Annotated in this window: 20 protein-coding genes; 2 read left to right on the plus strand and 18 right to left on the minus strand. The window is 38.0% G+C overall.

What is annotated here, in order from left to right; all coding sequences use genetic code 11:
* Positions 1–2 precede the first annotated feature (2 nt).
* Positions 3–914 (minus strand): phosphate butyryltransferase, encoded by a 912-nt coding sequence (yqiS, locus tag J7E63_RS28820; RefSeq protein ID WP_215018729.1) that lies wholly within the window; start codon positions 912–914, stop codon positions 3–5.
* A gap of 131 nt (positions 915–1,045) precedes the next feature.
* Positions 1,046–3,121, minus strand: a complete 2,076-nt coding sequence (locus J7E63_RS28825) for a sigma-54 interaction domain-containing protein (protein ID WP_215018731.1) — start codon at positions 3,119–3,121, stop codon at positions 1,046–1,048.
* A 184-nt stretch (positions 3,122–3,305) separates the two neighbouring features.
* Here J7E63_RS28825 and J7E63_RS28830 point away from each other — a divergent pair, with 184 nt between their 5' ends.
* A complete protein-coding gene (locus tag J7E63_RS28830) occupies positions 3,306–3,545 on the plus strand; it encodes a DUF2627 domain-containing protein (protein ID WP_215018733.1) in 240 nt (79 codons plus the stop codon).
* Between the two features lie 10 nt (positions 3,546–3,555).
* Here the strand turns inward: J7E63_RS28830 and J7E63_RS28835 are convergent, their stop codons facing one another.
* On the minus strand, positions 3,556–4,281 hold the full coding sequence (locus J7E63_RS28835) for a glycerophosphodiester phosphodiesterase (protein ID WP_215018735.1): 726 nt from the start codon (positions 4,279–4,281) through the stop codon (positions 3,556–3,558).
* Positions 4,282–4,317: 36 nt separating this feature from the next.
* On the opposite strand from J7E63_RS28835, the gene J7E63_RS28840 reads away from it, so the two are divergent.
* A complete protein-coding gene (locus tag J7E63_RS28840) occupies positions 4,318–4,458 on the plus strand; it encodes a YycC family protein (protein ID WP_215018737.1) in 141 nt (46 codons plus the stop codon).
* A gap of 81 nt (positions 4,459–4,539) precedes the next feature.
* Here the strand turns inward: J7E63_RS28840 and spo0A are convergent, their stop codons facing one another.
* The 15 genes from spo0A to J7E63_RS28915 form a co-directional block, all read right to left on the minus strand.
* A complete protein-coding gene (gene spo0A / locus J7E63_RS28845; protein ID WP_214713105.1) occupies positions 4,540–5,331 on the minus strand; it encodes a sporulation transcription factor Spo0A in 792 nt (263 codons plus the stop codon).
* A gap of 283 nt (positions 5,332–5,614) precedes the next feature.
* A complete protein-coding gene (spoIVB, locus tag J7E63_RS28850) occupies positions 5,615–6,904 on the minus strand; it encodes a SpoIVB peptidase (protein WP_215018739.1) in 1,290 nt (429 codons plus the stop codon).
* Between the two features lie 174 nt (positions 6,905–7,078).
* Positions 7,079–8,788 (minus strand): DNA repair protein RecN, encoded by a 1,710-nt coding sequence (gene recN / locus J7E63_RS28855; RefSeq protein WP_215018741.1) that lies wholly within the window; start codon positions 8,786–8,788, stop codon positions 7,079–7,081.
* Positions 8,789–8,803: 15 nt separating this feature from the next.
* On the minus strand, positions 8,804–9,253 hold the full coding sequence (gene ahrC / locus J7E63_RS28860; protein WP_215018743.1) for a transcriptional regulator AhrC/ArgR: 450 nt from the start codon (positions 9,251–9,253) through the stop codon (positions 8,804–8,806).
* A 150-nt stretch (positions 9,254–9,403) separates the two neighbouring features.
* Positions 9,404–10,243 carry a TlyA family RNA methyltransferase gene (locus J7E63_RS28865; protein WP_215018745.1) on the minus strand — a complete coding sequence of 280 codons (840 nt, stop codon included), beginning with the start codon at positions 10,241–10,243 and terminating at the stop codon, positions 9,404–9,406.
* Between the two features lie 3 nt (positions 10,244–10,246).
* Complete coding sequence (gene dxs, locus J7E63_RS28870; protein WP_215018747.1) at positions 10,247–12,142, minus strand: 1-deoxy-D-xylulose-5-phosphate synthase; 1,896 nt, start codon at positions 12,140–12,142, stop codon at positions 10,247–10,249.
* Positions 12,143–12,329: 187 nt separating this feature from the next.
* Complete coding sequence (locus tag J7E63_RS28875; RefSeq protein ID WP_215018749.1) at positions 12,330–13,223, minus strand: polyprenyl synthetase family protein; 894 nt, start codon at positions 13,221–13,223, stop codon at positions 12,330–12,332.
* A gap of 3 nt (positions 13,224–13,226) precedes the next feature.
* On the minus strand, positions 13,227–13,460 hold the full coding sequence (locus J7E63_RS28880; RefSeq protein WP_088088916.1) for an exodeoxyribonuclease VII small subunit: 234 nt from the start codon (positions 13,458–13,460) through the stop codon (positions 13,227–13,229).
* Positions 13,450–14,808 (minus strand): exodeoxyribonuclease VII large subunit, encoded by a 1,359-nt coding sequence (xseA, locus tag J7E63_RS28885; protein WP_215018752.1) that lies wholly within the window; start codon positions 14,806–14,808, stop codon positions 13,450–13,452. The genes J7E63_RS28880 and xseA overlap by 11 nt, the downstream gene beginning before the upstream one ends.
* 106 nt (positions 14,809–14,914) lie before the next feature.
* Positions 14,915–15,772 carry a bifunctional methylenetetrahydrofolate dehydrogenase/methenyltetrahydrofolate cyclohydrolase FolD gene (folD, locus tag J7E63_RS28890; RefSeq protein ID WP_215018754.1) on the minus strand — a complete coding sequence of 286 codons (858 nt, stop codon included), beginning with the start codon at positions 15,770–15,772 and terminating at the stop codon, positions 14,915–14,917.
* A gap of 37 nt (positions 15,773–15,809) precedes the next feature.
* On the minus strand, positions 15,810–16,208 hold the full coding sequence (nusB, locus tag J7E63_RS28895) for a transcription antitermination factor NusB (protein ID WP_215018756.1): 399 nt from the start codon (positions 16,206–16,208) through the stop codon (positions 15,810–15,812).
* 222 nt (positions 16,209–16,430) lie between these two features.
* Positions 16,431–16,841, minus strand: a complete 411-nt coding sequence (locus tag J7E63_RS28900; protein ID WP_214713114.1) for an Asp23/Gls24 family envelope stress response protein — start codon at positions 16,839–16,841, stop codon at positions 16,431–16,433.
* Between the two features lie 18 nt (positions 16,842–16,859).
* Positions 16,860–18,215, minus strand: a complete 1,356-nt coding sequence (accC, locus tag J7E63_RS28905; RefSeq protein WP_168245029.1) for an acetyl-CoA carboxylase biotin carboxylase subunit — start codon at positions 18,213–18,215, stop codon at positions 16,860–16,862.
* Between the two features lie 14 nt (positions 18,216–18,229).
* Positions 18,230–18,742 carry an acetyl-CoA carboxylase biotin carboxyl carrier protein gene (gene accB / locus J7E63_RS28910; protein ID WP_215018758.1) on the minus strand — a complete coding sequence of 171 codons (513 nt, stop codon included), beginning with the start codon at positions 18,740–18,742 and terminating at the stop codon, positions 18,230–18,232.
* A gap of 459 nt (positions 18,743–19,201) precedes the next feature.
* A partial coding sequence (locus tag J7E63_RS28915) for a transposase (protein WP_215009856.1) occupies positions 19,202–19,389 on the minus strand: 188 nt, incomplete at its 5' end.

The raw sequence follows: 19,389 nt of genomic DNA on the forward strand, positions 1-19,389 counted from the left end.
GACTATCTATTTGTTGTTGCACAGCATAATGCCAGTGCAAGAGAATAAAGCTTACTTTCAGCAGAATCAGCTCTGGACGTTAACACAATTGGTGCCTTTGCCCCGGCTATTACCGCACCGACTTTTGCATTTGCGAAATATATTAATGATTTATATAATACATTACCTACTTCGATAGTTGGTACTAATAAAATATCTGCATTTCCCGCCACTTCACTATGAATTCCTTTGTGTTCGGCAGCCAGTGTTGATACGGCATTATCTAAAGCTAACGGGCCATCTACTATACAATCAGATATTTGTCCTCGTTTATTCATCACAGTTAATAATGCTGCATCTAATGTAGCCTGCATTGCCGGATTAACTACTTCCACGGCAGCAATAGGGGCCACTTTAGGTATTTCTATTCCAATCGACCTCGCAAGGGAAACAGCATTCTTAATAATTTGTGCTTTCTCTTCTAAATCGGGAGCAATATTCATTGCAGCATCTGTTACAATAGTAAAACGATTGAAACCTGGAACCTCAAATGCAGCAATATGTGATAAAACATTTCCAGTCCTAAGTCCGTATTCCTTATTCAAGACTGCTTTTAAGAAAATATTTGTTGGAATATTACCTTTCATTAAGACATTTGCTTCTTTGTTAAAAACGGCCTTTACAGCTAATTCTGCAGCAGCAGCATTAGAATTTGCATTGATAACTTTTAGATAATTATTTCTAATGTTTTTCTGTTTTTTTAATTCAATAATTGAATTTATTTTTTCTTCATCACCAAATAGAATAAAATTGGCAAGATTCCGGTCTAATGCAGCTATAACCGCTTCAATGACTTCTAGATCTTCTGCAGCAGCAACTGCAACAGTGTTTGAACTTACTTGGGCTGCTTTGTTAATTAGTGAATCCAGCAACAAGTTGTCATCAACCCTTTCTCCTCTTACTGCAACTCCCATAATGTAATATGCAATTTCCGTGCCAAACAAATCCCCATGAAAACGCTTTATTATTCATCCTAAAGTATGAAACACTTTTCATACTACGAAATTTATTGCATGCTATTCTTTTCAATGTTGTATTTTTCAAGCTTATAATATAAATTCCTCACAGACAATCCCAGCGTTTTCGCTGTCAATGTCTTATTTCCATTTAAGCGAAGAAGTGTCTGCTTAATAATTTTCGTCTCATATTCATCCATCATATCTGATAAGGAACGGTCTATCACAAAGGAATCGTTACTGTAGCTTAAAGAAGGTTCATTTGTGCTTTTTTTATTTTTTAACTCTGGTAGGTGATGAACGTCAATAAGGAGCTCATAATAATTCATAAAAATAATCGCTCTGCCAAGAATATTTTCTAATTCTCGAACATTTCCTGGCCAGTCATAATCCATTATCTGGTGTAACGCTGCCGGTGTGATTCCTTCAACGTTTCGTCCATAGTCCTGGCTTATTTTTTGAATAAGCCGCTCATTCAAAAGAGGAATTTCCTCTTTTCGCTTCCTTAATGGAGGGATATGGATTGGCATTCGATTTAAACGATAATATAAGTCTTCCCGAAAGGAGCCTTTAGCAATACCCTTTTCTAAATTGACATTAGTTGCCGCAATAATTCTTACATTAATGGAAATTGGCTTTGTCCCACCGACTCGGATAATTTCTTTTTCTTGAAGTACTCTAAGTAATTTTGCTTGTGTATTCACTGGAAGTTCGCCAATTTCATCGAGAAAAATACTCCCATTATTAGCTTCTTCGAAAAAGCCTCTTTTTCCTCCTCTCATTGCACCAGAAAAAGCACCTTCCTCATAGCCGAATAGTTCACTTTCTAACAATGTTTCCGAAATTGCTGCGCAATTGACCCTGATAAAGTTGTTATATTTACGGTCGCTTGCATTATGTATAGCATGGGCAAACAATTCTTTCCCGGTTCCTGATTCACCCCTAAGGAGAACGGTTGCAGGTGTTTTCGCTCCTAGTTTAGCTTGTTCAATCGCAAGCATCATTTCATCAGATTGAGCAATTATATCCTCAAAGGTGTATTTCGCTTCAAGCTTGCGGATCAGTTGTCGTGCGCGGTTCAATTCTCTATTCAGTGATTTTATTTCGGACATATCATGAATAACGCCAACACTGCCTTTTAATTTCCCTTTTACGATAATCGGGGCCACATTTACTATTACTTCTCGTTTGTTTGGCCCCACTCTCATCGGAACGCCGCGTACAGCTCTTCTGGTTTGCAACACCTTCATGTGCATACTCTCCCCTTCAGAAATATCTGCTGTAGCTGGTTGACCAATAATCTGATCATGGGTCAGTCCAGTAATACGGGAGTATGCTGGATTAATAAGAATGCCTCTGCCATTTTCATCCACAACAGAAATTGCATCATCACTAGAATGGATAATGGCTTGCAACATCGTTTGAATTTCCTTTAAATCCGTAAGTTCTTCCGCAAGATTAACAACCTCAGTAATATCTTTAAAAACAGCAAACGCACCTATTAAGGTCCCATTTTCCTCAATAATTGGAATACGGGTCGTAATGATTTTTCTATCATTACTCAGAACCATTTCTTGGTTTGCTTCAATTCTTCTTGTTTCTAAAATTTGAGGCAGCCTTGTTGTTGGAATAACATCAACAACAAATTTCCCAATTGCCTGTACACGCTTTACACCCATGATTTCTTGTGCCCGTTTGTTGAATAAAATGACCTTTCCGTACTTATCAATAACAATCATTCCATCATTTGCAGCATTAAAGATTAGTTCCTGCTGGTAGGATTCATTTTTGTGCTTTTCAATTAGCTCCTCTTTTTCTTGCATAATTTTTGCGACCAGAAATGCAACGCTTCCTGGAATAAGAATGGTATTTTGACTTTTAGCTTTTCTAAGTTCTTGGAAAACAGTATCGTTTCCTGTTACTTCAATGATAATATCAATAGAACCTGCTAAAAATGGGCGCCAGTCTTCCCCTGTTTTTATCCCCTCTTCTTGTGCGAATAAAATCCCCGGTGCATCCAAGTTCCGATCAATTACCACACTGACTTTTAATACTTCAGATTCTTTTAAAATTTTTAAGATTGCCGTACCACCTTTACCAGCACCAACAATCATGACATTTTGCATTTTTTCTACCCCTTTAAGAAACTTTTTTCATATCATCTTAAGAAAAATATGCAACTTTTTTCATATCTATTTTATAACCAATCACAATCCTTGACAAATTTTATCTATATAATAATATTTTGATGAGATATAATCTTAATATGACATGATATTACAGTAAAATTTGAACTGGAAGGATTTATTTATGAAGCGAATAATTGCCCTCATCATAGTATTGATTCCTGGAATTTTGGCTGCTGTTGGTATTAAATTAATGCGTGATATGTTATTCGGGATTTTACAAGCCCCATTCCCTAATTTATTGTTGCAATTTCTAGCCGGGCTTATCTTTTTTGTCGGCGGTCTAGGGTTTGTGGCAGGATTTATCTTTCATCGAGACCGAAAAAGAAGCAAGGTTCAAAAAAGGTTTAAAAATACAAAATAAAAAGAGGCCTCTACGGACTCTTTTCATATTGTTTTCGTATTTTTAACGCTTTTACTGGATCATCCGTAATAAACGCCGTGCAATTAATCTTAAAAAGGCGATGCATATCTATCTCTTTATTAACAGTATATGGCCGTACGGCAATCCCGTTATTTATTGTATTTATGATAACATCATCAGACATGACTGAATATTTTGGATGGATCCCCTTTGCTCGGATCGCTTGGGAATAAATCCATGGCATGTAGATGCCTTCAAGAAAAAGAGGGGCTATTTCAATTTCAGGTGCTAGGCTGTAACTATAGACAATACTATAGTGATTGAAAGAGGAAATAATAATCCGATCCATTAAATTAAATTTTCGAACAAGTTGAATGACTTTTTCTTCCATTCCCTTATAGGGAAATAGCGCATTCTTTAATTCAATATTACATAATAATCTATTGGAAGTAAGCCACTCAAGAACTTCAGTTAATGCAGGTATAGGTTCTTTTTTGCTTTTTAGATTGGCGTTCAATTTCCGAAGATCTTTAAATAAGAAATCTTTTACAAACCCGTTCCCGTTCGTTGTTCGGTTTACTTTTTCATCATGAATGACAACTAATTCGCCGTCTTTTGTTAACTGAACATCCAATTCCAACCCATCTGCACCTGCTTTTTCTGCTTCACGAAAGGCTCCTAATGTATTTTCTGCAAAAGAAGCCGAATAGCCACGGTGCGCAAAAATCTGAGTCATATTTTCACTTCCCAACTTTCTAATTGGAGGATTTCAATGAAACCTTTACAGTTATCACCAGAAACAACAATCAAGCTATCCCAAAAGTTAAATGTGCCTATAGAACAGATTATGCATATGCCCCAACATATTCTCATCCAAAAACTGATGGAATTGGAGAAAGAGGAGAAAAAATAACATAAATAAAAACACCATCTTTAAGTGTTTTAAAAAAAAGCCTTCATTTCTTTCTATGAAGGCTTACAATTAATTATTATTTCAAGATGCCTTGTGTTCAAGCCTCAATTTATCAGCAACCATGGCAATAAATTCAGAATTGGTCGGTTTTGCCTTAGACATGCTGACAGTGTATCCAAATAGCGAGGAAATGGAATCAATGTTTCCACGACTCCAAGCCACTTCAATGGCATGACGGATTGCTCGTTCCACACGGCTCGCTGTTGTGTTATATTTTTTGGCGATATCTGGATACAACACTTTCGTAATTGACCCTAAAAGTTCGATATCGTTATATACCATTGAAATGGCCTCGCGTAAGTACAGATATCCTTTAATATGTGCTGGGACACCAATTTCATGAATGATGCTTGTAATACTAGCATCCAAATTTTTAGGTTTTTGCTCAGTTTGAGAACGATAAGTTGTTGATGTTGATTTTCGTGTAAATGAATTGTTATTTCCGCTAACTTGTCGAATATGGCTTCCTAAATTCTCCATATCAAATGGTTTCAAAATAAAGTAGGAAGCACCAAGTTCAACTGCTTTTTTTGTCACATCTTCCTGACCAAAGGCAGTGAGCATAATGACGTTGGGAAGTACTCCCTTTTTAAGATCACGGAGGCGCTCAAGTACAGCCAAACCATCAAGGTGCGGCATAATAATATCCAAAACTAGAACGTCTGGATCGGTTGTCGATAACATTTCTAGACATTCTTGTCCATTATGAGCAATTCCTACAACTTCCATATCATCTTGGGACGAAATAAAGTCCTCTAATAATCCAACTAGCTCCCTATTGTCATCAACGACACAAACTTTAATTTTCTTCACTTCTAGTTCCTCCTCGGGTTTAAATCATAAGATCTATTTCATCTAACATTTCTAATCAGTTGTATTCTCCTAATTCTATTCTAAATTAGAAATTCGACAATGCAACAAAAATTCCTCTCATTTTTTTAATATTTCTTAAAATAGTGATAAAATCTTATCTTTTCTTTGTTTTTCTCACCCTTTCGACGTAAACCGCGTTATTTCTAAAATATGGATGTTTTTTGTCGAAAAATGTTTATGTAAAAAGCAAAATAGGGGGATTTTCCTATTTTGCTCCAATGTCCTAACTCGCTTTATTTTTTGGCATTTCATATATGTTAATTCCAGCTTCATTTAACATCCATTCAATGTGTACCCCGTATCCTGAGGTTGGATCATTAACAAAAACATGTGTAACTGCTCCAATTAGTTTTCCATCTTGAATAATTGGGCTGCCGCTCATCCCTTGAACAATACCTCCTGTTTTTTTAAGGAGCTTAGGGTCGGTTACTTTTATTACCATGCCTTTGGTTGCTGGAAACTTTTGCGGAATTGTGCTGACAATTTCGATATCAAATTCTTCTACTTGGTCATCATTAACGACCGTTAATATCTTTGCAGGTCCTTCTTTTACTTGATGTGATAATGCGATAGGAAGTGGTTTATCCATAACACCATTTTTTAATTCTTTTACCATTTCACCAAAAATACCAAATGGGCTGTTCTTTTGGATATTACCAACGATTTCTCGGTCCGAAGAAAAGCGGGCAAGTTTTTCACCTGGGTCTCCGTTACTTCCCTTTTCAATGGAAGTTACGGTAGACCGGACAATTTGTCCATCTTCAACAACAATTGGCTGTTTTGTATCCATGTCTGATATTACATGCCCAAGGGCACCATATTTCTTAGATTGTGGATGAACAAAGGTCATTGTTCCAATTCCTGCAGCGGAATCTCTAATATATAAACCAAGCTTATAAATATTTTCCCCTTTATCTTTTAATGGGGTTAATTGTGTAGTAAATTTTCCACTTTCCCGACTAATAACCATATCGAGAGGTTTTCCTTCTTGTCCTGCGGTTTGTACAAATGGTGCTACATCTGACATTTTTTCTATTTTATTACCGTTAATTTCTGTAATGATATCCCCAATTTTTATACCTGCAATTTCACCCGGAGACTTTTTTCCAGATATAGTATTGATTAAATGGTGGCCCACAACCAAAACGCCGACTGTGTTTAATTTTACGCCGATTGACTGCCCGCCTGGAATGACTCTAAAATCCTTTAAAACGCGTACGTCAACCTTTTTTATAGGAATCCCTGCAAACTCTAACAGCATTTCATTTTTTCCATTTTCAGTTGCCTTCATTGAAACCGTATGTTTTCCTTGATCAAGTGTAATATTCGAATTGTGAGAAACCAAAGCGGCTGATACCGGGGCAGCCTTTTGAAAATTATAGTCTTGTCCTTCAAAAACTGTAATTGTTTTAGGTATCGCAAGGTATTGCTGTATAGGCTGAAAAAAAATAAGGCTAATTAATGAAACAAGGAGAATTCCACCAATAATCTTTCTAATTATTTCTAACTTCAAATTCTTCACTCTCCTCGCTTCTTTTCATTACATTGAAATGGCTACATCTTTAATTTTGCCTCCTTGACAATCATTTATAACTTGGTTCTACATAAAAAAGCTACCCGAAATGGATAGCATTACAATTTTTATTAAAAATATAGAAATTTTAGCCTTTTTAAGCAATGTATCAGTTTAGTGACTTGTCAAAGCACTTCCACTTTTTTTGTTTTCTGCAGCTAAATGTAATAATTCTTCTGCATGTTTTTTAGTGAGGTCGGTTATTTCTGTTCCAGATATCATCCGGCCAATTTCATTAATTTTTTCATCAATCTCTAACGGGGTCACAGAAGTTTTCGTTCTACCCCCTTTTATGATCTTTGAAATGAACAAGTGAGTATCAGCCATGGCTGCTACCTGAGGCAGATGCGAAATACACAAAACCTGTGATTCGGCAGCCACCTTATAGATTTTCTCCGCAATTGATTGAGCAACCCTGCCGCTTACACCAGTATCTACCTCATCGAAAATAATGGATGTTACCCCTTGATGCTTGGAAAAAATACTTTTTAATGCCAACATAATTCTAGATAATTCCCCTCCAGAAGCAACCTTTGATAAGGGCTTCAATGGTTCTCCGGGGTTAGTTGAGATAAAAAATTCGACATGATCCACACCGTTTTTTGTAAATTGAATGGTATTTGATTCAAAACGAATTTCAAAAACAGTTTTCGCCATATACAATTCTTTTAATTCTTTATGTATTAACCTTGTTAGTTTATCAGCCCATTTAAGACGAATTTCAGTTAACTGCTTCGCTTCAAGGATTAAGTCTTTTTTTACAGAAGTTAATTCTTTTTCTAATTCGCTTATATGTGTTTCTTTATTTTGCAATGTTTCAATTTCTTCTTCAATATTTGCAGCATACTCTAATATTTCTTGAATTGTTTTTCCATATTTTCGTTTGAGCTGATTAATTTCATTCAACCGGTCTTCGATTTCATGTAACCGTTGCGGGTCGAACTCTAATATATCTAATTCATTTCTTAATGCACGCGCGGCATCTTCTAATTGGTAGTAGCTATTCGAGACAGATTCGTAGATGTCTTTATACGCCGTATCAAGTGAAGCAGCGTCTTCTAGGTGCCCCATAACCATACTAATCCAATCCAGCCCTTTTTGTTCTCCCTGCAAGGCTGTATGGCTGGACTGAATGGCTCCAAATACTCTTTCGAAATTAGTTAGTTTTCTTTTTTCCTCAAAAAGATCTTCATCTTCATTAAGCTTTAAATTTGCCTTTTGAATTTCATCCAATTGAAACTGTATTAAATCAAGACGGTGGGCAGTTTGTTGATCATTTTCACTTAATGCTTTTAACTTTTGGAAGGTTTGCTCATAACGACGAAATACTTGCTGATATTCACCTTGCGAAGGTACTATATCATCTGCTCCAAATTGATCTAGCAGTGTTAGGTGTCTTGAGTCATCCATTAACTCTTGATGCTCATGCTGACCATGGATATCAACGAGTGTTCCTCCGATTTCCCTAAGAATGGAGATTGTCACAAGCTTTCCATTCACACGGCAAACACTTTTACCGGTTTGGGCAATATCTCGTCGTAAGATTACCGTTCCTTCGTCAATGTCAATCCCGAATTCTAAAGCTTTAGCAATTACCGGATGTTTGTTATCATCAATCTGAAAAAGCCCTTCGATTTCCGCCTTTTCCTCTCCATGACGAACAAATTCTGCAGACCCTCTGCCACCAACTAATAAATGAATAGCATCAATGATGATTGATTTACCTGCACCTGTTTCACCCGTTAAAACCGTTAATCCCTTTGTAAACGATACTGATAAGGCTTCGATAATAGCGAAATTTTTAATTGATAATTCTGCTAACAAGGAACATTCCCCCAATTAAAGCATATCTAGGAACCGGTTTGTGATAACTTCAGTATCTTCCGGAGTTCGACAAATGATTAACATTGTGTCATCCCCACAGATGGTCCCTAATATTTCATCCCAATCGAGATGATCGATTAGTGCGCCAATTGCCATTGCATTACCAGGCAGGCACTTCATGACTAGCAAATGACCTGCCGCATCAATCCGTACAAACGCATCGATTAATGATCTTTTCAGCTTTTGTAATGGATTAAATCTTTGATCCGCAGGTAAGCTGTACTTATATCGTCCATCGCTTAATGGAACCTTAACAAGATGTAATTCTTTAATATCCCTAGAAACTGTTGCTTGTGTTACATTATAGCCAGCACTTTTTAGTTCATCCACTAACTCGTCCTGTGTTTCGATATCATTAGTAGCAATGATTTCTCTTATTTTTATATGGCGTTGGCCTTTGTTCATTGTTTCACCCCATAAGTGTTAAAACATCTAAGTAATATATACTAACACGCTCTTATACACATGTTAGCCGATTTTTACAAGCTTGTACATTTTTTCTTGTGTAAAAGGGGGGAATTTTCATTCCAAAAGAAGAAAAGGATAAGCATCAGCCTACCCTTCTGAATTTTGTTTTGTTTTAAGTTCCACGTGTGATACCTTTACAATTTCAATGGGGGTGACAAGTAATTGATTAACTCCAATTTCCCGTTCCCCTTCCCATTTTAGATGGAGCAGGTACTCAATGTTCCCATCCCCGCCAGTGATAGGTGAAAAGGATAAGTTTTTTATTGTGTATCCTTGCTGAAAGGCAAAATTAATAATTTTATCAATTACTTGTAAATGTACTTTTTCATCACGAACGATCCCCTTTTTACCAACCTGTTCACGTCCAGCCTCAAATTGCGGTTTTACTAGTGCTATGACGTCACTTCCAGGGACTAAGAGTGTTTTTAAGACAGGTAATATCAACGTTAAGGAGATAAACGATACATCGATTGTGGCGAAATTTGGCATCTCTCCAATTAAATCGGCAGGTGTAACATAGCGGAAATTTGTCCTCTCCATTACTACGACACGTTCATCCTGTCTAAGTTTCCAAGCAAGCTGATTATAGCCTACATCCAAAGCATAGGACATTTTTGCCCCGTTCTGTAATGCACAATCGGTAAAACCGCCAGTTGAAGATCCAATGTCGAGCAATACTTTGTTCGTAACACTCACATCAAATACCTTCAAAGCCTTTTCAAGCTTTAATCCACCACGGCTTACATACGGAAGGATCTTCCCTTTGATACTAAGTGGAATATCTGTTTTCACCTTTTCTCCTGGTTTATCCAACCGCTCTTCGTTTGAATAAACTAGCCCTGCCATAATCGTTCGTTTTGCCTTTTCTCTGGTTTCAATTAAACCTCTTTCTACAAGTAAAACGTCTAACCGTTCTTTATTTTTCATATTTTAAGCCCTTTGTTGTTTTTTTCTAGCTAGTATAGAAACCCGTTTGATTACTTCTTCCGTCGTTAAACCAATTTCTTTAAGAAGTGAGTCAACATCTCCATGTTCAATAAATTGGTCCGGGATTCCGATTCTGTCGATGTGCGCGTGATAAAATCCTTGGGTTTGTGCGTACTCCAGAACTGCACTCCCAAACCCCCCTTGTAAAACTGCTTCCTCAATGGTAAGAATCGGCATATTTTTCACAAGTAGATGAGTCAGCATTTTTCCATCCAAAGGCTTGATAAACCGGGCATTGACAACTTTGACGGAGATCCCCTTCTTTTCAAGCACCTCAGCTGCTTCTAAGGCCATTGGAATGGTGGTTCCAAAGGTTAGGATAGCCGCATCATCGCCCTCTTTTAGAACCTCCCACGTCCCAATTGGAATGGCTTGAAAATCCTTATCCAATGGGACACCAAGTCCATTCCCACGCGGGAATCTCATGGCAATAGGACCGTCATCATAATTCAGTGCGGTGTAAACCATATGCTGACCCTCATTTTCATCCTTTGGCATCATTAACACCATATTAGGGATATGCCTTAAAAAAGCAATATCAAAAACTCCTTGATGGGTTTCACCATCGGCACCCACCAATCCAGCACGGTCGATTCCAATAAAGACATTTAAGTTTTGACGGCAAATATCATGAACCACCTGATCATAAGCCCGCTGTAAAAAGGTTGAGTAGATCGCCAGAAAAGGCTTCATATTTTGTGTAGCTAATCCCGCAGCGACTGTCGCTGCATGCTGCTCTGCAATCCCTACATCATACATTCGCTCAGGGAACTCACCTGCAAAGCCTTCGAGTTTAGAACCAACAGGCATAGCTGGTGTAATCGCCACAATCCTTTCATCCGTCCTGGCAAGCTTTCGAACCGTTTCACTGACAAGGCTGCTCCATGCAGGGGGCGGTGTTTTTACCGGCTTTACGAATGCACCTGTGTCCATTTTATATGGTCCAGTTCCATGCCATGTACCTGTTTTATCACTTTCTGCCGGCTGATAGCCTTTTCCCTTTTTAGTGATGACATGAAGAAGAATCGGACCTTCTGTCTTTTTAGCATAGCTGAAGTTCTCAAATAATGCTTCAAAATTATGACCATCAATTGGGCCGAGATAGGTAAATCCTAGTTCTTCAAAAAACATACCGGAAACAAATAAATATTTAAGGCTGTCTTTCACTCTTTCAGCGGTTGCAGCTAATTTCCCGCCCACTGCAGGTACTTTTTTCAACAGTACTTCAAGCTCATCTTTCACCCATTGATATTTTCCAGCCGTCCGCAATTGACCAAGAATATTATGAAGTGCACCAACATTAGGAGCGATTGACATTTCATTGTCATTTAAAATGACAATCATATCTTTTTTCTCATGACCAATATGATTTAAGGCTTCTAACGCCATTCCACCTGTTAAAGCCCCGTCGCCTATAACTGGAATAACAAATGATTTTTCCTTTTTTAAATCTCTAGCAATTGCCATTCCCATAGCAGCAGAAAGAGATGTAGAACTGTGACCTGTTTCCCAAACATCATGCTCGCTTTCAATCCGTTTAGGGAAGCCGCATAATCCTTTATATTGCCGTAATGTATCAAACTCACTTGCTCTGCCCGTTAAAATTTTATGAACATAAGATTGATGTCCCACATCCCAGATAATCTTATCTGTGGGACTGTTAAAACATTTATGTAAGGCTATGGTTAATTCGACTACACCTAAATTCGGTCCAATATGGCCTCCAGTTACAGACAGCTTTTCAATCAAAAATGTGCGAATTTCTTGACTTAAAGCCTCTAATTCGATATTCGACATGCCTTTTAAAAAGGCTGGGTCTTTTATTGATAACAGATCCATGTTTGGACCACTCACTTTCATACTTTTATGCATTCTTCTTTTTGTCATTGTGTTATATTACACATTTAAATAATTAAGTTTTGATTAAAAAATAGCCGCTAACACGAGAGTGATAACGGCATTGACAACGTTTTCTACAATGAAAACAATTATAACACACTTATTTCAATGCCTCAAATACCGTTTTCTAATGGTCTCTTGAAGCAACTAATTCCGTTATTTCCATCAGAAGGGTCGTATTCAAGCCTGTCATACCCAGATATTGCTTCGATAGATTTATTTGTTGATTCAAGGCTGCAATTGCCCCTTCTAACGATAGCAACTGCGGATACGTACTTTTATGATTGGAGGTATCACTACCAACTGGTTTCCCGATTAATTGCTGATTCCCCACCAAATCAAGAATATCATCTTGGATTTGAAAAGCGAGACCTAGATGATGGGCGAAAGAGGAAAGATTTTTTAATTGTTCCTGATTTGCACCCGCCATTATCGCTCCTGCCAGAACACTAAATCCGAGCAGCTTACCGGTTTTATGGATGTGTATATACTCAAGTTCTTCGAGAGTTAAGGATTTCCCTTCTCCTTCCATATCGGCAACTTGGCCGCCAACCATTCCTTCCGTTCCAGATGCCTTTGCCAACTCAATCACTAATTTTAGTTTTGTATCTGCTGAAGCGAATTCAGATGGAATATTCCCGATTACCTCAAAGCTATATGTTAATAAAGCATCTCCTGCTAAAATCGCAATAGCATCACCAAAAACTTTATGATTTGTGGGTTTTCCTCTTCTAAGGTCATCATTATCCATGCTTGGCAAATCGTCGTGGATTAGGGAATATGTATGAACCATCTCAATAGCCGAAGCAGCAAGAAGCCCATTTTTGGGGTCTACCCCAAATGCTTCTAGAGTAGCGAATAATAAAAGGGGGCGAATTCGTTTACCTCCTGCTTCAAGTGAATAGATCATTGATTCCTTAATAATAGGAGGGGCGTCAAGCTTATTAACCAGAGTCCGAAGCTCCGAATCAAGCTGAAGTTTATATTCTCGTGCAAATACATCTAGTAACCCGGTTCCCAAGTCTTATTCCTCCTCATCAATCGTAAAACTCTCCGTCCGACCGTCCTCCGTAATAATTTGTGTTAATTGTTCTTCGACACTTTTTAATTTATCATGGCAAAGTTTGGACAGCTCCATACCTTCTTTATAGAAGATGATCGCTTCTTCTAACGGTACATCTCCTTCTTCAAGCTTATCCACAATTCGTTCCAATTTAGTCATTGCCTCTTCAAAGGAAATTTTCTTTTCATTCGTCATGTTTTTCGCTCTCCTTACTATTCTCAACTCTACAGAAAAGACTGCCATCCGTTAATTGAATCTGAACTCGCTCATTCATTTTAACTTGATTAATGCTTTTAATCAGTCTGTTTTCTTCTGAATAAGCTAAACTATATCCACGTTCCATGATTTTCAAGGGGCTCAACGCACCTAAGGTCGAAAGGATCCTTTCAAATTCTGTTTGCTTTTTTGAAAGTACTTGCTGCATGGCACGTTTCATCTCTTTATTGGTTAGGTCTAAACGTTTATGTGCATCTCGTAATGCCTCGCTTGGATGATTCCTCTGCAAGCGTTTATAAAGAATTTCGTGCTGCCCTTTTTTTATTAAGGACAACCTGGATGTCCCGCGGACCAGCATTTCCGTTAGTTTATCAACCTGCTCCAGCTTTTGTTCATATAATCGATGGGGATAGCGAAAGGCATAGGATTTCTGAACACGAGCTAATCGTTCTTTTTCAAACTGGAATTTTCCCTTCATCGTCCGAAGAAGGCGAGTTTGCCGCTGTAAAACCCTGTCCAATAACTCATCTATATGTGGGACAGCAAGTTCTGCAGCACCAGTTGGGGTCGGAGCGCGTAAATCCGCTACAAAATCAGCAATGGTAAAGTCGGTTTCATGTCCGACGGCTGATATGATCGGGATGTCTGAAGAAAATATCGCTCGGGCAACGAGTTCCTCATTAAAAGCCCACAATTCCTCTATTGATCCCCCGCCGCGTCCAACGATTAGCACATCAATTTCATTCATGCTATTTGCTTTAGCAATAGCCTTAGCAATAGAGGGAGCCGCTTGATCCCCCTGTACAAGGGCAGGAAAAACAAGAATATTTGCGATGGGATACCGTCTTTTAATGGTCGTAATAACATCCCTTATCGCCGCTCCAGTGGGTGAGGTAATCACCCCAACGGTTCTAGGATACAAAGGAATCGCCTTTTTATTTTCTATCGCAAATAATCCTTCTAATTCTAGTCTTTGTTTAAGCTGTTCATAGGCTAAAAACAATTCTCCTATACCATCTGGCCGCATTTCTTTTATATATATTTGATATTGACCACTTGGTTCATAAACGGAAATTTCGCCTCTGACAATTACTTTCATGCCATTTTCTGGTGTGAATTTCATTGTCCTTGACTGACTCGAAAACATAACCGCAAGAATGCGGGCTTTTTCATCCTTTAAGGTAAAATACATATGACCGCTCGAATGCTGTTTGAAATTTGAAATTTCACCTCTAACATGAACATCCCGTAAATGTGGATCCGCATCAAATTTTCTTTTTATGTATTTGGTTAAAGCATTCACAGATAAATATCTTTGTTCCTGCATAGGTAACTCCTTTTTATTCGACCAATAGTCAAATGAAAACTCTTCGATTAGCGAAAAACTGTCCTTATCTTATATATATTTATAAAAGATAAGGACAATTTCCTACTTAATTGCGGTCTAGGCTTTCTGCAGCTGATTTTAAGGTATTATACATAAGCATGGTAATGGTCATCGGTCCTACTCCCTTTGGAACAGGCGTGATATATCCAGCTTTTTCGCTTACCTCAGCAAAAGCTACATCACCGCAAAGCTTTCCGGCTTCATTACGGTTAATTCCAACATCAATGACGACAGCACCGTCTTTTACATGCTCCGCTGTAATAAAATTCGGAATTCCAACAGCAGCAATAAGGATATCCGCTTGGTTTGTATGGAACTTTAGGTCATTAGTTTTAGAATGACAATAGGTTACAGTTGCATGTTGATTTAAAAATAATTGACCAACCGGCTTTCCGACAATATTACTTCTCCCAACCACGACAACATGCTTCCCTGCTATTGAGATACCTGTTTCTTCAAGTAACACCATAATTCCGTACGGCGTACATGGTAAGAAGGCATTCTGCCCTGTCATCATCCTGCCGATATTAATCGGATGAAACCCATCGACATCCTTATTAGGAGAGATCGATTCAATTACTTTTTTTTCGTCAATGTGTTTGGGGATTGGCAGCTGAACCAAAATGCCATGAATATGATCGTCCTGATTTAATTCTTCAATTTTTGAAAGTAATTCCTCTTCTGAAACTTCCTCTGGCATTTCAATTAAAACTGAGTTCATCCCAAGTTCTTGGCAGGCTTTTTCTTTATTTGTTACATATGTCCGAGAAGCATGGTTATTTCCGACAAGAATAACTGCTAATCCAGGAGTTACCCCAAGTTTTTTTATTCTGCTAACCTCTTCTGCGATTTCCATTCTTTTTTTTGCCGCAATTTCTTTTCCATCAATAATAGTAGCCGTCATTTTCTCTTCTCCTTTTATTTTAAGAATGTCCAATCAATTAATCATTAAGAAGCTTTTGTTTCACCTTTGATAGAACACCATTAATAAACTTACTTGATTGGTCATCTCCGTATATTTTTGCTATTTCGATGGCTTCATCTAAAATAACATTTTCCGGAACTTCATTTCGGAAAAACTTCATTTCGTATGTAGCTATTCTTAATAAATTTCGATCGACCGTTGCCAACCGTTCTATAGACCATTTTTCAAGATTTTCACTGATTAAATTGTCAATTAAGGTTTTTTGTTCGACTACCCCTAGAACAAGTTTAGATAGGTACTCGTCACCCGCCTCTCCTTCCAATACATGGTCAATCGCTGCTGATGGCTCAGTGTTGCTTATATCGATTTGAAAAAGTGCCTGTAATGCCTTTTCCCTTGCTGTTCTTCTTTTCATTATACAATTAACTCCTTTAGAGATATTAATTAATTTTTGTCTATTTTTCATACATAAATAGTAAATAAGTATTCGAATAGGTTGCACATAAACGATAATAGCATAACTAAAAATGATTCGCACTCTAAGGTTGTTATTTTTCCAATATGTAAGCACTTTTATTTAGGACTTAATTGCAAATAAAGAAAAACCAAAGGAATTTTCTCCTTTGGTTTCCAAGTTTTAGATCTCTGTGTCAATGCTCTCTGGTTCATTCTTATGATTTTCAAAATGTATCCCAACCACATGAATATTTACTTCTTCAGCATCTAAGGCCGTCATATTCAACAATGCTTGACGAATATTATCCTGCACTTTTCCTGCAACGGAAGGAATGGATACTCCAAACTTCATCATACAATAGACATCTACTTTTATTCCTGACTCTGTTAATTCGACTTTTACGCCTTTACCATGGTTTTTCTTCCCTAAACGCTCAACCACACCTGTTGCAAAATTACCACGCATCGAGGCTACACCTTCCACCTCAGAAGCAGCAATGCCTGCAATAACCTCAATCACTTCAGGAGCAATTTCAATTTTCCCATGTCCGTTATTGCCTTGTTCCATTTCCAAGACACTAAACTCACTCATTAATAACACCTCCAGATATTAAATAGACTTCATCACATCATGCAATTCCAAGAATTTGGTATTAAATCCGCCTTCGACGAACTTTTCATGATCTAGCAGTTTTAAATGGAACGGAATCGTTGTATGGATACCTTCAACAACGAATTCACTCAATGCACGTTTCATTCTTGAAATGGCCTCTTCCCTGCTGTTCCCATATGCGATAACCTTCGCAATCATAGAATCGTAATAAGGCGGAATCGTATACCCTGGATAAGCTGCTGAATCAATACGTATGCCAAACCCGCCAGGTGGAAGGTACATGTTGATTTTCCCTGCAGATGGAAGAAAATTCTTTTCTGGGTTTTCGGCATTAATCCGACATTCGATTGCCCATCCAGTAAAAGTGACATCCTGTTGTTTTAACTTTAACTTTTCTCCAGAAGCCACCCGGATTTGTTCTTTAATTAAATCGATTCCAGTGACCATTTCTGTAACAGGATGCTCCACCTGAATTCTGGTGTTCATTTCCATAAAATAAAACTTTCGATTGCGGTAGTCATATATAAATTCTACCGTTCCCGCACCTGAATAATCAACTGCTTTTGCAGCTTTTACGGCTGCATTACCCATTTCTTCTCGGATTTCCCCATCTAATGCTGGTGATGGAGATTCTTCAAGAAGCTTTTGCAGCCTGCGCTGGATTGTACAATCTCTTTCTCCTAAATGAATTGTGTTACCAAAGGAGTCAGCAAGGACCTGAATTTCAACATGACGGAAATCCTCAATATATTTTTCAATGTAAACACCAGGATTTCCAAAGGCTGTCATGGCTTCCTGCTGTGTAATATTAATGCCTTTAATTAATTCCTGCTCGTTCTTGGCAACACGAATCCCTTTGCCGCCTCCACCAGCAGTTGCTTTTATGATAACTGGATATTGGATTTTTTTTACAAGTTCAAGTGCCTCATCGATATCATTTATAATCCCAGTTGAACCTGGGACAATTGGGACCCCGGCTTCACGCATAGTCTCCCTTGCAATATCCTTAGTACCCATTCTAGTAATAGCCTCTGGGCTTGGACCCACAAATGTTATATTGCATTCGCGGCAAAGCTCTGCGAAATCTGCGTTTTCGGCTAAAAAGCCGTACCCTGGATGAATGGCATCACAAGCTGTCAGCTTAGCCACACTAATTAGATTTGTTACATTTAAATAACTGTCTTTTGATGAAGTAGGGCCAATGCAATAGGCTTCATCTGCGAGCTGTACATGTAATGCTTCACGATCCGCTTCCGAGTAAACGGCAACAGATTCAATTCCCATTTCCCTGCACGCTCGAATAATTCTAACTGCAATTTCTCCTCTGTTTGCAATTAACAGTTTTTTAATCATCCTGTTATCGCTCCTTATTCAGGCTTTACTAAAAATAAAGGCTGTCCGTATTCTACTAATTGTCCATTTTTAGCAAGTATTTCAACAATTTCGCCGTTAATTTCAGCTTCAATTTCATTAAATAATTTCATAGCTTCCACAATACATACAATCGAATCTGTTGTTACATTAGAACCCAGTTTAACATATGCGTCAGTGTCTGGAGTCGGTGAAGCATAAAAAGTCCCTACCATTGGAGAAACAATTTTATGAAGATTGGATGTATCAGCTTGCTTTACAGTCTCCTCTTTTTGAACTTCCTGGTTTACTTCCTGAACAGGAACGGAAGGTGTTGCTGTAGATAAGACTGGTTGTGCTGGTGATACAAATTGAGTTTCTTGTGGAGCCGGACTTACTTGTGAAACATATGTAACTGCACCATTTTTTTTCATTTTAATTTTTGAACCTTCGTTTTCATATACAAATTCATCAATACTTGATTGGTCCACTAATTTAATCAATTCTCGAATTTCTTGTACTTTTAACATTGAGTTACACTCCTCGTACTACAAAATTATGACTAACTACTATAACTATACGATAATACCTAGTGAAAGTTCAATGATGGAAATTATCCCCATTGAACTTTCACTCTCACATACTTCCTCTCTTATCATAATATTTTTATTAACAAAAGGGAACTTTTACAGTTGGCTGTCATTCAACATATTATTTTAACCTATTTCATGGTATTAAAACAAAAAAGGAAAGTCGTTGACTTTCCTTTCAGATTGTCGAGAAAGGGTATTTTTCTCGGCAATTTTTTATTCTCAGCATTTAATTATTCATTGTACCTGCTAATGGGCCTGTTGATTTCCGCTCTAGGCACTTCGCTTTCCGCGGGCGTGCCGGGGAGCCTCCTCGTCGCTATGCTCCTGCGGGGTCTCCCCTGCCCCGTACTCCCGCAGGAGTCTGCGTGCCTTCCGCGGAAATCAACAGGGAGGTAATCAACCTAAAGAATTGCAACACACTTTTTCTAGCCTTGCTAATTGTGTTGCAATCTTTTTCATATTTTGGCAGGCTGCCGTAAGGAGAGCCTGTTCGCTTGCTTTCTTCAATCCCCGTAACCGGCAATAGCGAAGCCCGTGCAGCTCTTTTGAGTCTGCGAAGCTTCGCTCAATTTTTTCCTTTCTAA

This window comes from Bacillus sp. ISL-75 (assembly GCF_018613095.1).

Excerpts from the sequence above, each read along its gene's own strand:
- J7E63_RS28825 (WP_215018731.1), bottom strand. The coding sequence starts at position 3,121 with ATGCAAAATGTCATGATTGTTGGTGCTGGTAAAGGTGGTACGGCAATC.
- J7E63_RS28830 (WP_215018733.1), top strand. The coding sequence starts at position 3,306 with ATGAAGCGAATAATTGCCCTCATCATAGTATTGATTCCTGGAATTTTG.
- J7E63_RS28835 (WP_215018735.1), bottom strand. The coding sequence starts at position 4,281 with ATGACTCAGATTTTTGCGCACCGTGGCTATTCGGCTTCTTTTGCAGAA.
- J7E63_RS28840 (WP_215018737.1), top strand. The coding sequence starts at position 4,318 with ATGAAACCTTTACAGTTATCACCAGAAACAACAATCAAGCTATCCCAA.
- ahrC (WP_215018743.1), bottom strand. The coding sequence starts at position 9,253 with ATGAACAAAGGCCAACGCCATATAAAAATAAGAGAAATCATTGCTACT.
- J7E63_RS28865 (WP_215018745.1), bottom strand. The coding sequence starts at position 10,243 with ATGAAAAATAAAGAACGGTTAGACGTTTTACTTGTAGAAAGAGGTTTA.
- dxs (WP_215018747.1), bottom strand. The coding sequence starts at position 12,142 with ATGGATCTGTTATCAATAAAAGACCCAGCCTTTTTAAAAGGCATGTCG.
- J7E63_RS28880 (WP_088088916.1), bottom strand. The coding sequence starts at position 13,460 with ATGACGAATGAAAAGAAAATTTCCTTTGAAGAGGCAATGACTAAATTG.
- xseA (WP_215018752.1), bottom strand. The coding sequence starts at position 14,808 with ATGCAGGAACAAAGATATTTATCTGTGAATGCTTTAACCAAATACATA.
- folD (WP_215018754.1), bottom strand. The coding sequence starts at position 15,772 with ATGACGGCTACTATTATTGATGGAAAAGAAATTGCGGCAAAAAAAAGA.
- nusB (WP_215018756.1), bottom strand. The coding sequence starts at position 16,208 with ATGAAAAGAAGAACAGCAAGGGAAAAGGCATTACAGGCACTTTTTCAA.
- J7E63_RS28900 (WP_214713114.1), bottom strand. The coding sequence starts at position 16,841 with ATGAGTGAGTTTAGTGTCTTGGAAATGGAACAAGGCAATAACGGACAT.
- accC (WP_168245029.1), bottom strand. The coding sequence starts at position 18,215 with ATGATTAAAAAACTGTTAATTGCAAACAGAGGAGAAATTGCAGTTAGA.
- accB (WP_215018758.1), bottom strand. The coding sequence starts at position 18,742 with ATGTTAAAAGTACAAGAAATTCGAGAATTGATTAAATTAGTGGACCAA.